Source organism: Pseudomonas sp. RW409 (assembly GCF_003184125.1).
In the GTDB taxonomy this organism is placed as follows: domain Bacteria; phylum Pseudomonadota; class Gammaproteobacteria; order Pseudomonadales; family Pseudomonadaceae; genus Aquipseudomonas; species Aquipseudomonas chlororaphis_I.
On record NZ_QHHP01000041.1, the window covers coordinates 46,375 to 59,113 of the forward strand.

The window sequence follows — 12,739 nt, forward strand, 5'->3', positions numbered from 1 at the left end:
GCCACCGTCATAGGCGGCGCTCGGCTCGTCCAGCGGATTGCCGCCCAGCACCAGCAACATGGCCGACACGCCGTCACTGATGCCCTTGCTGAAATTGCCGGCCTTGAAGGCCGGGGTGATGACCTGATGGATGATCACCGAGCTTTGCGCGTCGGTCAGGCGGTCTTCCAGGCCGTAACCGACTTCGATGCGCAGCTTGCGATCATCGCGGGCGACGATCAACAAGGCGCCGTTGTTCTTGTCCTTCTGGCCGATGCCCCAGTAGCGCCCCAGCTGATAGCCGAAATCCTCGATGCTGGTGCCTTGCAGGTCCGGCAGGGTCACGACCACCACCTGCTCGCCGGTGGACTGCTCGTGGGAGGCCAGCTCCTGGGTCAGTTGCTGGCGCACCGCCGGCTCGATCATCTGGGCGTTGTCCACCACCCGCCCGCTCAGCGCCGGGAACTTCAGCTCGGCCTGGGCCGTTATCGCAAACACCCAGAGCAACAGCACCAGGCCAACTCTCAACACGCGCATTGGAACCTCATCCGTGGTAACGCCGGGCCGGATCCCGCGGCCGCTCGTGCGATCCGCGGGCAGCCGCTGCTGATCAGAACTTCACTTCTGGCGCTTTGTCGGCGTCGGGGCTGGTGGCCTCGAAGGTCTCGCGCACCGGCAGGTCGCTGTACATCACGCTGTGCCACAGGCGGCCGGGGAAGGTGCGGATCTCGGTGTTGTACTTCTGCACCGCGAGGATGAAATCGCGACGGGCCACGGCGATGCGGTTCTCGGTGCCTTCGAGCTGCGACTGCAGGGCCAGGAAGTTCTGGTTGGCCTTGAGGTCCGGATAACGCTCGGACACCACCATCAGGCGGCTCAAGGCACCGGTCAGCTGGTCCTGGGCCTGCTGGTACTGCTTGAGTCTTTCCGGGTTGTCCAGGGTGCTGGCATCGACCTGGATCGAGGTGGCCTTGGCCCGCGCCTCGATCACCGCGGTCAGGGTCTCCTGTTCGTGCCTGGCGTAGCCCTTGACCGTTTCCACCAGGTTGGGGATCAGGTCGGCGCGACGCTGGTACTGGTTCTGTACCTGGCCCCAGGCCGCCTTGGCCTGTTCGTCGAGGGTCGGGATGTTGTTGATCCCGCAGCCACTGAGCAGGCTGCCGAGCAGCAGCAATGCCATCATCGGCCAGCTTGAGCACAGGCTCTGTCGTACGTTCATGGTGGTGACGCTCCTTGCAACCTAGGGGATGGAACCTGTAACCCTTTGAATCGAGTGCATCGACATAATCTGCCGCCACCACTGGATTGCATCGGGCCAATCGGCTAAAAGATGCCCAGCGCGAAAAAGAGTTCAGAAGTGTGCTGCATTTATCCGAACAACAATAGTCGTTCCTTTATTAGCCGCTCTCCCAATTTTCGGCCGCTCGACGCGTACTGATCGCGTCTGTTTTAGGCCCTAGAGAACAATATTCATGAAGAAGCTGTGTTTGCTGGGCTTGCTGGTCAGCCTGGCCAGTCACCCTGCCCTGGCCGCCACCACGCCGGTAGCGGCCCAGGAAAAACCCTTTTCCGATGCGGTCCTGCAGAACAAGGACGCCTTCATCGACAACCTGCTCAAGCAGATGACCCTGGATGAAAAGATCGGCCAGTTGCGCCTGATCAGCATCGGCCCGGAAATGCCCCGCGAGATGATCCGCAAGGAAATCGCAGCCGGCCGCATCGGCGGCACCTTCAACTCCATCTCCCGCCCGGAAAACCGGCCAATGCAGGACGCGGCCATGCGCAGCCGGCTGAAGATCCCGATGTTCTTCGCCTATGACGTGATCCACGGCCACCGCACGATCTTCCCGATCCCCCTGGCCCTGGCGTCGAGCTGGGACATGGACGCCATCGGCCGCTCCGGGCGCATCGCCGCCCAGGAAGCCAGCGCCGACAGCCTGGACATCACCTTCGCGCCGATGGTCGACATCTCCCGCGACCCACGCTGGGGCCGCACCTCCGAAGGCTTCGGCGAAGACACCTACCTGGTCTCGCGCATTGCCAAGGTCATGGTCAAGGCCTACCAGGGCGACAGCCCGAAGAACGCCGACAGCATCATGGCCAGCGTCAAGCACTTCGCCCTGTACGGCGCGGTCGAAGGCGGTCGTGACTACAACGTCGTCGACATGAGCCCGGTGAAGATGTACCAGGACTACCTGCCGCCCTACCGCGCCGCGATCGACGCCGGTGCCGGCGGGGTGATGGTGGCGTTGAACTCGATCAACGGCGTGCCGGCCACCTCCAACACCTGGCTGATGAACGACCTGCTGCGCAAGGAGTGGGGCTTCAAGGGCCTGGCGGTGAGCGACCACGGCGCCATCGTCGAGCTGATGCGCCACGGTGTCGCCAAGGACGGCCGCGAAGCCGCCAAGCTGGCGATCAAGGCCGGCATCGACATGAGCATGAACGACTCGCTGTACGCCAAGGAACTGCCGGGGCTGATCAAGTCCGGCGAGGTCAGTCAGCGCGACCTGGACAATGCTGTGCGCGAAGTGCTGGCCGCCAAGTACGACATGGGCCTGTTCGCCAACCCCTACCTGCGCATCGGCAAGGCCGAGCAAGACCCGGCCGACACCAACGCCGAAAGCCGCCTGCACCGCAGCGACGCCCGCGATGTGGCGCGCCGCAGCCTGGTGCTGCTGAAGAACGCCAACGACACCCTGCCGCTGAAAAAGGCCGGCAAGATCGCCCTGGTCGGCCCGCTGGCCAAGGCGCCGATCGACATGATGGGCAGTTGGGCCGCCGCCGGCGTGCCGGCGCAATCGGTCACCCTGTTCGACGGCATGAGCAACGCCCTGGGCGACAAGGCACAACTGATCTACGCCCGTGGCTCGAACATCACCGCCGACAAGGCCGTGGTCGACTACCTGAACTTCCTCAACTTCGATGCCCCGGAAGTGGTGGACGATCCACGCCCGGCCCAGCAGTTGATCGACGAAGCGGTGAAGGCCGCGCAGCAGGCTGATGTGGTGGTGGCGGCGGTGGGCGAATCGCGGGGCATGTCCCACGAATCCTCGAGCCGTACCGACCTGCACATCCCGGCCAGCCAGCGCGAGCTGATCAAGGCCCTCAAGGCCACCGGCAAGCCACTGGTGCTGGTGTTGATGAACGGCCGGCCGCTGGCGCTGCTCGACGAGAACCAACAGGCCGACGCGATCCTGGAAACCTGGTTCAGCGGCACCGAAGGCGGCAACGCCATCGCCGACGTGCTGTTCGGCGACTACAACCCGTCCGGCAAGCTGCCGATCACCTTCCCGCGTTCGGTGGGGCAGATCCCGACCTACTACAACCACCTGACCATCGGCCGGCCGTTCACCCCGGGCAAGCCGGGCAACTACACCTCGCAGTATTTCGACGACACTACAGGTCCCCTGTTTCCGTTCGGTTATGGCCTGAGCTACACCACGTTCAGCCTGTCGGACATGGCCCTGTCGTCGACCACCCTGAACAAGAGCGGCAAGCTCGACGCCAGCGTGACCCTGAAAAACACCGGCAAGCGCGACGGCGAAACCGTGGTGCAGCTGTATATCCAGGACGTCGCCGGCTCCATCATCCGCCCGATCAAGGAGCTGAAGGGCTTCCAGAAAGTGCAGCTCAAGGCCGGCGAACAGAAGGTGATCCACTTCAGCATCAGCGAAGACGACCTGAAGTTCTACAACGCCCAGCTCAAGTACGCCGCGGAACCGGGCGAGTTCAAGGTCGAGATCGGCCTGGACTCCCGAGACGTCAAGCAACAGAGCTTCGAACTGCTGTAACACTCCCCCCGGCCTCGCTCCTATGTAGGAGCGAGGCTTGCCCGCGATAGCGATTTCCCTGACACACCGCGTTGCCCGCATCGCCAGCAAGCTTGGCTCCTACAGAAGCCAAAGCCGCGTCGCTTCTGTAGGAGCGGCCGGTCGACGCTCGATTGCCCGCGATAGCGATTCTCCTGACACACCGCGTTGCCCATATCGCCAGCAAGCTTGGCTCCTACAGAAGCACAAGCCGCGCCAGGTCGGTGTAGGAGCGAGGCTTGCCCGCGATAGCGATTTCCCTGACACGCCGCGTTGCCCGCATCGCCAGCAAGCTTGGCTCCTACAGAAGCAGAAGCCGTACCAAGCCAGGGCGGGGTCAGTCGCGGCGATTGAGCAGGTTCACCACCAGCCGGTCCACCCAGCCCCAGATCCGCTGCTTGATCCGCCGCCACAGCGGGCGGTTCTTCCAGGCTTCGAGGCTGACTTCCTGGCTCTGATCGAAGTCGGCGAGGAAGCTTGCAAGCACCGCATCGGTCAGTGGCATGTCGAGGGCTTCGAGGTTGGCCTCGAGGTTGAAACGCAGGTTCCAGTGATCGAAGTTGCACGAGCCGATGCTCACCCAATCGTCGATCAGCACCATCTTCAGGTGCAGGAAACGTGGCTGGTATTCGAAGATTTTCACCCCGGCCCGCAGCAGGCGCGGGTAATAACGATGCCCGGCATAACGCACCGACGGGTGATCGGTGCGCGGCCCGGTCAGCAGCAGGCGCACATCCACCCCGCGTCCGGCCGCGCGGCGCAGGGAGCGGCGAACCTTCCAGGTCGGCAGGAAATACGGGGTCGCCAGCCAGATCCGCCGGTGCCCGCTGTTCAGCGCGCGCACCAGCGATTGCAGAATGTCCCGGTGTTGCCGGGCGTCGGCATAGGCCACCCGGCCCATGCCCTCACCCTGGGCCGGCACGCGCGGCAGGCGTGGCAGACCGAAGTTCGACGCCGGCTTCCAGGCGGTGCGATAGCGGTTGGCGATCCACTGCCGGTCGAACAGCATCTGCCAGTCGAGCACCAGCGGGCCGCTGATTTCCACCATGACCTCATGCCAGTCGCAGCTGTCCTGCAGCGGGTTCCAGAATTCATCGGTCACGCCGGTGCCGCCGACCACCGCCAGCTCCTGATCCACCAGCAGCAACTTGCGGTGGTCGCGATACAGGTTGCGCACCCCGCGGCGCCAGCTCAGGCGATTGTAGAAACGCAGCTCGACCCCGGCGCCGGTCAAGCGCTGGCGCAGGCCCATGGTGAAGGCCAGGCTGCCGTAGTCATCGAACAGGCAACGCACCCGCACCCCGCGCTCGGCGGCCTGGGTCAGGGCCTGGACCATGGCCTCGGCGCAGGCGCCCGCCTCCACCAGGTACAGCTCCAGTTCCACCTGCTCACGGGCCCGGGCAATCGCCACCAGCATCCGCGGGAAAAAACTCGGACCGTCGATCAGCAGCTCGAAACGATTGCCTTCACGCCAGGGAAAGACCGCGCCCGCCATATCAACGCGCCGTGAAGATCAGCACCGCACCCACCGGCACCGACAGGCTGATCGCCGACAGGCCGGCCGCCTTGCGCAGGGTTTCGAGCCCCGGCACCAGGTCGAAATCGGCAGCGTTGAGCACCAGCGGCTCCAGGGTCACCACCTGGAAGCGTCGATCGTCCAGGCGCGTGGCCAGCAGTTCGGCGGTGTATTCGTGCTGTTTGCCGTGCAGGGTGACATTGACCGGCAGGCGCAGTTCGATCTGCGCGCCGGGCGCCAGGTCGTTGATCGGCCGCAGGTTGATTTGCGCGTTGATCAGGGCATCCGGATGCCGCTCGATCTCGAACAGCTCCTTGCGCATGCGCTCGTCGCGCAGCGGAATCCCGCTGTTGATCGAGTCCAGCTCGACTTCCAACTGCGCCATGCCCTTGGCGTCGACCTTGCCGTGCAGGACCAGGAAACGCTGGACTTCGGAAACATTGGCATTTTTGGTGGTGACGAAAGACAGGCGCGAGGACTCGTTGTCCAGGTACCAGTTGGCCTGGGCCGGCCAGGCCGCGCAGGCCAACAGCAAAGCGGCCAGGGCCTTGGGGAAAGAGGCATTGAACATGGAAGACTCATGGGGGTCGAGAAATCTGAGCCGAACCTTAACCGGCCCGCGTGCGCTTGCAAACAGCGACAGGGCCGTGAACGGCGAATACTCGGAGTGCATAAAGACGAAAAAGATCCCCGGTCCCCTGTAGCCGCTGCCGTAGGCCACGATGGCCTTGCAGCGGCCCCGAACAGGGCAGCCGGTGGTCCGGATACGCCGCAATGCCAGGCCGAGCGGCTGAGTCTAGATCAAGCTGCGCTCGACATCGTGGACAGTCGCCTCGAGGCTCGCCAGGTGCAAACTCAGCACCCGCTCCACCGGCGCCTGGTCCATCGGCCAGTGCAGGGCCATGCTGCCCACCAGCCGGCCCTGGTCACGAATCGGCAAGGCCACGGCGCGGATCAGGAACGGCAGCCGCACCGGGTACTCCCAATAACCCTCGGTGCGCTGGCCGAAACCCTGATGCTGGGATTGTTCGCAGGCGCGGTACTGGTCCTCCTGGGGCACCCGCTCGCGGACGGCCAGGCGCTGGACTTGCTCGTGATCCAGTTCGGCCAGGCAGGCCTTGCCCATCGCCGAATGGAACAGGCTCGAATAGTGGCCGACGATCTGGCAGTTATGCGGGTAACGCTTGCGCAGCACTGCCGGGATCGAACTTTCCATGACCTCCAGGCGCTCGCCGTCGAAACACGACAGGTCGACCACCAGCCCGGTGCGCTCGCTCAACGCCTGCAACCAGGGCGCGGCACGCTCCACCAGCTGCCGCTTGAAGCGTTGCTGCTGGTCGCCGAACAGCCGCCTGGCGCACAGCCGATAGCGCCGGTCGCTCAGGCCGCGATAGATCCAGCCCTGCTCCTGCAACGTCATGAGCATGCGCGACACCGTGGCCTTGGGCAGCGCCGTCAGGTAGTGCAGTTCCTCCAGGCCCAGGGCCTGGTGTTGGCCCAGCAGTTCGACGATCGCCAAGGCCCGTTCGACCGAACGCACACTGCCGGTTTCTACCTTGCTGGCCATATGCCGACCTCCCTGATAAGCGGATGGATGAGCGTTTTACGCAGCAAGATGCGGGCCCGATAAACCCGCACACCCCGGTTCGAGGGTTACAACGGATGACCAGGCGGCCGGCGCCTGACCCACTGCGTCAGTTGTTCGTGGGCATGACCGAGCTGCAACACCGCCCGGTCGGCCTGGGCCGGGCCGATGATCTGCATGCCCATGGGCAAGCCCGCCGCATTGAAGCCGACCGGCACGCTGAGGCTCGGCAGGCCGGCCAGGGTCGGGCCGATCACCACTTCCATCCAGCGATGGTAGGTGTCCATCTCCCGCCCTCCGACAAAGCGTGGCCATGGCACCCCTGCATCGAAAGGGAACACCTGGGCGCTGGGCAGCAGCAGGAAATCGTAACGTTCGAACAGGCGCTCCAGGGCCCGGTACCAATCGCTGCGAACCTGCGAGGCGCGGTAGACCTCCGCCGCGCTCAGGCCCAGCCCGCCCTCGACTTCCCACTGCGCCTCGGGCTTGAGCAGGTGGCGCTTCTGCGGGTCGGCATACAGCGGCCCCAGGTTGCCCTGGACCAGCCAATGCCGGTGCACCAGCCAGCACTGCCACAGCGCCGCCATGGAAAACGCCGGCTGGCAGGCTTCGACCTCGCAGCCCAGTTGGCGAAAGTCCCCCAGCGCCGCTTCGCACAGCGCCAGCACGCCGTCGTCCATGGCCAGGTAGCCGTCAAAGTCCCCCAGCCAGCCCAGGCGCGCGCCGCGAAAATCCCGTTGCAAGGGCTCGTTGAAGATCGCCGGGTCGTCCTTGAGCGACAAGGGCACCCGCGGGTCGTACCCGGCCTGGGTGCCCAGCAAGCGCGCGATATCGGCCACGCTGCGGCCCATCGGCCCCTCGGTGGCCAGTTGCTGGACGAACAGCTCCGGTGCCGGGCCGTGAGGCACCCGGCCCTGGGACGGGCGCAGGCCAAAGACATTGTTGAAGGCCGCCGGGTTGCGCAACGAGCCCATCATGTCGCTGCCATCGGCCACCGGCAGCATGCGCAGCGCCAGGGCCACTGCCGCCCCGCCACTGCTGCCGCCGGCATTCAGCCTCGGGTCGTAGGCGTTGCCGGTGGTGCCGAACACCTTGTTGTAGGTTTGCGAGCCCAGGCCGAACTCCGGCACGTTGCTCTTGCCGACGATGATCGCCCCGCTGGCCCGGACCCGCGCCACGCAGATGGCGTCGTGGGCCGGTATCTGTTCGGCGAACAGCGGCGAGCCCAGGGTGGTGCGCAGCCCGGCGGTGGCCGCCAGGTCCTTGATCGCCTGGGGCATGCCGTGCATCCAGCCCATGGACTGGCCCCGGTCCAGCTGGCGGTCGCGCTCCTCGGCCTCGGCCAGCAACACCTGGCGCTCGCGCAGGGACACCAGGGCATTGACCCGGGGGTTGCAGCGCTCGATCCGGTCCAGGTAGGCCAACATCACTTCGCGACAGGAAAACCTGCGGGCGTGGATCGCCCGGGACAGTTCGACGGCGCCCAGCTCAACGATGGGCCCAAAGTCTTGTGCTGCGATATCCATCAAGGTTTCACCCCGAAATTCAGTGCGCTCGGTTTCTTCTTTTTGGGTGCCTCATGCAGGCAATAAGTGCCCAGCAGCGTCAACACGCAGGCAAACAATACATAAAACGCCGGGGCCACCGGGGTGCCCAGCACCTTGCTGAGCCAGGTCACGATCAGCGGGGCAAAGCCGCCGAAGACCATGACCGCCACGTTGTAGGCCACCGACACCCCGGTGGAACGCACCTGCACCGGGAACTGTTCGGCCAGCGCGGTCGGCGCCGGGCCGAAGAAGCCGCCGATGGCGCTGCACAGCAGCACCTGCATCACCAGCAGCCGCTCGATCGACGGCGCCGCGGCCACCCAGACGTACAGCGGATACACCATGACAAAAAACGCCAGGGTAAAGGCCAGCAACACCGGGCGCCGCCCCAGCCGGTCCGACAGGGCGCCGGACAGCGGAATCACTACGGTCATCAGCGCCACCGCGAACATCTGCACCAGCAACACCTGGTCCAGCGGCAAGCCGAGGTTCTTGTGGGCGAAGGTCGGCATGTTCACCAGCACCACGTAGAACGACACCGTCGCGCCACAGGCCAGGCCCATGGACACCAGGATGCTGCGCCGATGCTCACGTATGACCTGCATCAGGCCCGGGCCGTTGCCGCGCACCTGCTTGCGGGCCTCGACGAAGGCTTCCGGCTCTTCCATGTACTTGCGGATCCACAGGCCCACCGGACCGATCAGCAGGCCGATCACGAACGGCAGGCGCCAGCCCCACAGATCGAGGTCCTCGGGCGAAAACAGATGGGTGACCAGCGCCACCATCGCCGCCCCGGAGAACACCGCCAGGCATTGCCCGACCAGTTGCCAGGAGCCGTACAGGCCCTTGCGATGGGCCGGCGCGCTTTCCACCAGGAAAGCCGTGGCGCTGGCGTATTCGCCGCCGGTGGCGAAGCCCTGCAGCATCCGTGCGACGACGATCATCAGCGGCGCGCCCATGCCAATGGCCGCGTAGTTGGGGGCAAAGGCGATCAGGGCGATGGACACCGTCATCAGGCGGATGATCAGCTGCATGGCGGCCTTGCGGCCTTTGCGGTCCGAATACATGCCCAGCAGAACGCCGCCCACCGGCCGCATGAAGAAGCCCACGCCGAAGGTGGCCAGGGCCATCAGCAGCGAGGCGTACTCGTCGTCGGAGGGGAAAAACTGCCGGGCGATGATGCTGGCCAGAAAGCCGTAGACGATGAAGTCGTACCACTCCAAGGCGTTGCCGATCACCGCGGCGACCACTTGCCGGGTACGCGAAACACTGGATCTCGAGGCGTGCATGAGCGCTGTCCTTCTATTCTTGTCGGGCCTCTCGGGTAACGAGTCGGGCCCTTATGGGAAGTGCCGGGCGCCACGGCGCCCGATTCAGCGGCAGAAGAAAGGGAAAACTCAGGCCGGCTCGAGCCAGCTCTCGGCCAGCGCGGCCCAATAGGCGGCGCCGGTCAGCAGGATGTCGTCGTTGAAGTCGTAGCCGGGGTTGTGGACCATCGGCCGGGACAGGCCGTTGCCGATGAACAGGTAGCTGCCGGGGCAGCGTTGCAGCATCCAGGCGAAGTCTTCGCTGCCCATCAGCTTGCGCGTGTTGCCGTCGACCGCCTGCTCGCCCAGCAGCGCCACCCCCACCTGGCGGGCGAATTCGGTCTGCTCCGGGCTGTTGACCAGTACCGGATAGGCCGGACGGTGTTCGATGCTGGCCGAGCATCCAAAGCTCTGGGCCTGGGTGTGGATGATCGCCTTGACCCGTTCGAGCATCTGCTCGCGCACTGGCGCGTTCAGCGCCCGCAGGCTCAGGCGCAGCAACGCCTGTTGCGGAATGACGTTGGCCGCCTCGCCGGCCTGCAGCGCACCGACCGTCACCACCGCCGCCTCCTGGGCATCGATGTTGCGCGCCACCACGGTTTGCAAGGCCATCACCACACTGGCCGCGGCCACCAGCGGATCGACCGTCAGGTGCGGCATCGAACCATGCCCGCCCACGCCTTCCAGGGTCACGGTGAGCAGGTCCTGGGAGGCCATCATCGGCCCTTCGCGAAAGCCCAGGTGACCGGCCGGCAGCCCCGGCATGTTGTGCATGCCGAACAGCGCATCGCAGGGAAAACGCTCCAGCAGGCCATCGGCGAGCATCGCTTCGGCACCGCCCTGGCCTTCTTCGGCCGGCTGGAAAATCAGGGTCAGGGTGCCGTCGAACTGGCGCGTGGCCGCCAGGTAGCGCGCCGCGCCAAGGAGCATGGCGGTGTGGCCATCGTGCCCGCAGGCATGCATGCACCCGCTGTGGCAGCTACTGTAGGCCACGCCGCTGTTCTCGATGATCGGCAAGGCGTCCATATCGGCACGCAGGCCCAGCCGGCGCGGGCTGCTGCCATTGCGCAGCACACCGACCACACCGGTCTTGCCGATACCGCTATGCACTTGGTAGCCCCATTCCTCCAGGGAACGGGCAACCAGCGCCGCGGTGCGGTTCTCCTCGAAGCCGAGTTCGGGGTGGGCGTGGATATCCTGGCGCACGGCGCGCAGGTCGCTGGCGACGTCGTCGAGCCAGGCAAAGATATGCGGGAAACGGGTCATGACGTATCTCCTTGGCCGGGTGTAATCCCGTTCTTTTTTTCGGAGCGTCTCACGGTGCAGCAAGGCGTGATCGCGGCGTGCCCTCAGATAACCGCGAGCCGTCGCCTGCGACAATCAAATGTGGTTCCACAGGGTGGAACCTTGTGCGGGGAGCCAGTCAGCACGGGGGCTGGCAGCCCCGGGAAAGGATTACCGATCGTTGCGTGGCGCCGTTCAGGGCTCCAGTCGACAGCCCTGGCGTTCGCTCAGCCAGACAGCGCTGTGGCTGCGTCCCAGGCCGCTGGCGCTCACCCGCTTGTGCTCGGCATCGTCGTGCAGACTTTTGAGCGGCAGGTACTGCTGCACATAACCTTCGCAGTACTCGGCAGCGTTGTGCATCACGTAGCGGCAGGAGCAGTACTCCTTGGCGCTGTAGGCGCTGAGGATGTCCGGGAAGGCCCGCAGCGCGACCCGCTCGTGCCAGCCCCAGCCGAGCAAGGCCAGCAGCGCCAGCAACAGCAGGCTGGCGAAGGGATGGCGCACAACCCACGGACGCCGGCTCATGGCTGTACCTGCCGGGCGAAAGCCGCCTGGGCCAGTTTGAGCAGCTCGTTGTGGCTATAGCTGCCGTCGCGGTCGTCGGCATAACGCACAATCACCAACCCGGCGCTGGGGATCACGTACAACGCCTGCCCCCAATGGCCCAGCGCCGCGAAGGTATCGGCCGGCGCGTCTGGCCAGGGCGATGGGGCACCACCGACGGCGCGATTGAGCCACCAGTGGCCACCGGGCACCAGCTCGTCCTGGTTCGCCTGATAACCGGCGAACGGCGTGCGACTGAATTCGACCCAGTCCCTGGGCAACAACTGACGCTCGCCCCAACGCCCGTCGCGCAGCATCAACAGGCCGACCCGCGCCAGGTCGCGGGCAGTGAGGTAGGCATAGGAGGAACCGACAAAGGTGCCGGTGGCGTCGCTTTCCCACACGGCGTGGGTAATGCCCAGGGGCTCGAACAGCGCCTGCCAGGGATAGTCGGCATAACGCTGGGCTCCCAGCATGCCTTTCAGGGCCGCCGACAGCAGGTTGCTGTCGCCGCTGGAGTAACGAAACACCTGCCCCGGCGGGCTGAAGGCCGGGTGCTCGGCGGTAAAGGTCGCCATATCGCCGTGGCCGCGGGTGTAGAGCATGGCCACCACCGAGGACTTGAGTGGCGCGTACTCGTAATCCTCCTGCCAATCCAGGCCCGAGGCCCAGTGCAGCAGGTCGGCCAGGCTGATGTCCGGATGCTGGCGCAACGCCGGAAGGAAGCGGACGGCCTTGTCCTGCAACTGGAAACGCCCTTCGCCATAGGCCACGCCCAGCACCGCGGCCAACAGGCTTTTGCTGATGGACCAGGTCAGGTGCGGGGTGTCGGCACTGGTCGGGCCGGCGTAACGCTCATAGATCAACTGGCCATCGCGGATCACCAGCAAGGCATCGCTGCGGATGCCCAGGCGGGTCGCCTCGTTGCGGGGTGCGAAGGCGTAGGCCTCCAGCGCCTCGAGGGCCGGGCCGCTGGCTGCGGGGCCCGTGCTCCATTGCGCGCCGGGCCAGTTTTCGGCCCAGGCCGGTGGGAGCATGAATAGCAGCGCGAGCAGCAGGGTCGAGCCTTTGAGCATGGCGGGAACTCGGGCAAGGGAACCCGCTGAGGGTAGACCAGGGAGATGACAGTTTTTTGCCACCCGCGGCCCTTCGGGCCTATCGCGAGC

The 12,739-nt window shown here is 65.6% G+C and carries 11 protein-coding genes; 1 reads left to right on the top strand and 10 read right to left on the bottom strand.

What is annotated here, in order from left to right; all coding sequences use genetic code 11:
- Positions 1-516, bottom strand: a 516-nt coding sequence (locus tag DK261_RS20695) for a YgcG family protein (RefSeq protein ID WP_110176954.1), incomplete at its 3' end; no start/stop codon positions are given.
- A 73-nt stretch (positions 517-589) separates the two neighbouring features.
- Positions 590-1,198, bottom strand: coding sequence for a LemA family protein (locus DK261_RS20700; RefSeq protein ID WP_009047432.1), 609 nt, complete (start codon positions 1,196-1,198; stop codon positions 590-592).
- Positions 1,199-1,451: 253 nt separating this feature from the next.
- Here DK261_RS20700 and bglX point away from each other — a divergent pair, with 253 nt between their 5' ends.
- Entirely contained in the window at positions 1,452-3,773 is a 2,322-nt protein-coding gene (gene bglX / locus DK261_RS20705) for a beta-glucosidase BglX (protein ID WP_009047431.1), read from the top strand.
- A gap of 355 nt (positions 3,774-4,128) precedes the next feature.
- Here bglX and DK261_RS20710 read toward each other — a convergent pair whose 3' ends face one another.
- The 8 genes from DK261_RS20710 to DK261_RS20745 form a co-directional block, all read right to left on the bottom strand.
- Positions 4,129-5,286, bottom strand: a complete 1,158-nt coding sequence (locus tag DK261_RS20710; RefSeq protein ID WP_028681787.1) for a phosphatidylserine/phosphatidylglycerophosphate/cardiolipin synthase family protein — start codon at positions 5,284-5,286, stop codon at positions 4,129-4,131.
- Between the two features lies 1 nt (position 5,287).
- Positions 5,288-5,878 (bottom strand): YceI family protein, encoded by a 591-nt coding sequence (locus DK261_RS20715; RefSeq protein ID WP_009047429.1) that lies wholly within the window; start codon positions 5,876-5,878, stop codon positions 5,288-5,290.
- Between the two features lie 225 nt (positions 5,879-6,103).
- Positions 6,104-6,874 carry an IclR family transcriptional regulator gene (locus tag DK261_RS20720; RefSeq protein WP_053268393.1) on the bottom strand — a complete coding sequence of 257 codons (771 nt, stop codon included), beginning with the start codon at positions 6,872-6,874 and terminating at the stop codon, positions 6,104-6,106.
- 86 nt (positions 6,875-6,960) lie between these two features.
- Positions 6,961-8,418, bottom strand: a complete 1,458-nt coding sequence (locus DK261_RS20725; protein WP_110176251.1) for an amidase — start codon at positions 8,416-8,418, stop codon at positions 6,961-6,963.
- Positions 8,418-9,728 (bottom strand): citrate-proton symporter, encoded by a 1,311-nt coding sequence (locus DK261_RS20730; protein ID WP_110176252.1) that lies wholly within the window; start codon positions 9,726-9,728, stop codon positions 8,418-8,420. The genes DK261_RS20725 and DK261_RS20730 overlap by 1 nt, the downstream gene beginning before the upstream one ends.
- Positions 9,729-9,836: 108 nt before the next feature.
- A complete protein-coding gene (locus tag DK261_RS20735; protein WP_041988798.1) occupies positions 9,837-11,012 on the bottom strand; it encodes a M20 aminoacylase family protein in 1,176 nt (391 codons plus the stop codon).
- Positions 11,013-11,225: 213 nt separating this feature from the next.
- A complete protein-coding gene (locus DK261_RS20740; protein WP_016702078.1) occupies positions 11,226-11,555 on the bottom strand; it encodes a hypothetical protein in 330 nt (109 codons plus the stop codon).
- The gene (locus tag DK261_RS20745; protein WP_016702077.1) at positions 11,552-12,649 is read right to left on the bottom strand and encodes a serine hydrolase; all 1,098 of its coding nucleotides are present in this window, start codon (positions 12,647-12,649) and stop codon (positions 11,552-11,554) included. The genes DK261_RS20740 and DK261_RS20745 overlap by 4 nt, the downstream gene beginning before the upstream one ends.
- Between the last annotated feature and the right edge of the window lie 90 nt (positions 12,650-12,739).

What these genes read in the sequence shown, in the direction of transcription:
- DK261_RS20700 (WP_009047432.1), bottom strand. Translation starts at nt 1,198, where the DNA reads ATGAACGTACGACAGAGCCTGTGCTCAAGCTGGCCGATGATGGCATTG.
- bglX (WP_009047431.1), top strand. Translation starts at nt 1,452, where the DNA reads ATGAAGAAGCTGTGTTTGCTGGGCTTGCTGGTCAGCCTGGCCAGTCAC.
- DK261_RS20710 (WP_028681787.1), bottom strand. Translation starts at nt 5,286, where the DNA reads ATGGCGGGCGCGGTCTTTCCCTGGCGTGAAGGCAATCGTTTCGAGCTG.
- DK261_RS20715 (WP_009047429.1), bottom strand. Translation starts at nt 5,878, where the DNA reads ATGTTCAATGCCTCTTTCCCCAAGGCCCTGGCCGCTTTGCTGTTGGCC.
- DK261_RS20720 (WP_053268393.1), bottom strand. Translation starts at nt 6,874, where the DNA reads ATGGCCAGCAAGGTAGAAACCGGCAGTGTGCGTTCGGTCGAACGGGCC.
- DK261_RS20725 (WP_110176251.1), bottom strand. Translation starts at nt 8,418, where the DNA reads ATGGATATCGCAGCACAAGACTTTGGGCCCATCGTTGAGCTGGGCGCC.
- DK261_RS20730 (WP_110176252.1), bottom strand. Translation starts at nt 9,728, where the DNA reads ATGCACGCCTCGAGATCCAGTGTTTCGCGTACCCGGCAAGTGGTCGCC.
- DK261_RS20735 (WP_041988798.1), bottom strand. Translation starts at nt 11,012, where the DNA reads ATGACCCGTTTCCCGCATATCTTTGCCTGGCTCGACGACGTCGCCAGC.
- DK261_RS20740 (WP_016702078.1), bottom strand. Translation starts at nt 11,555, where the DNA reads ATGAGCCGGCGTCCGTGGGTTGTGCGCCATCCCTTCGCCAGCCTGCTG.
- DK261_RS20745 (WP_016702077.1), bottom strand. Translation starts at nt 12,649, where the DNA reads ATGCTCAAAGGCTCGACCCTGCTGCTCGCGCTGCTATTCATGCTCCCA.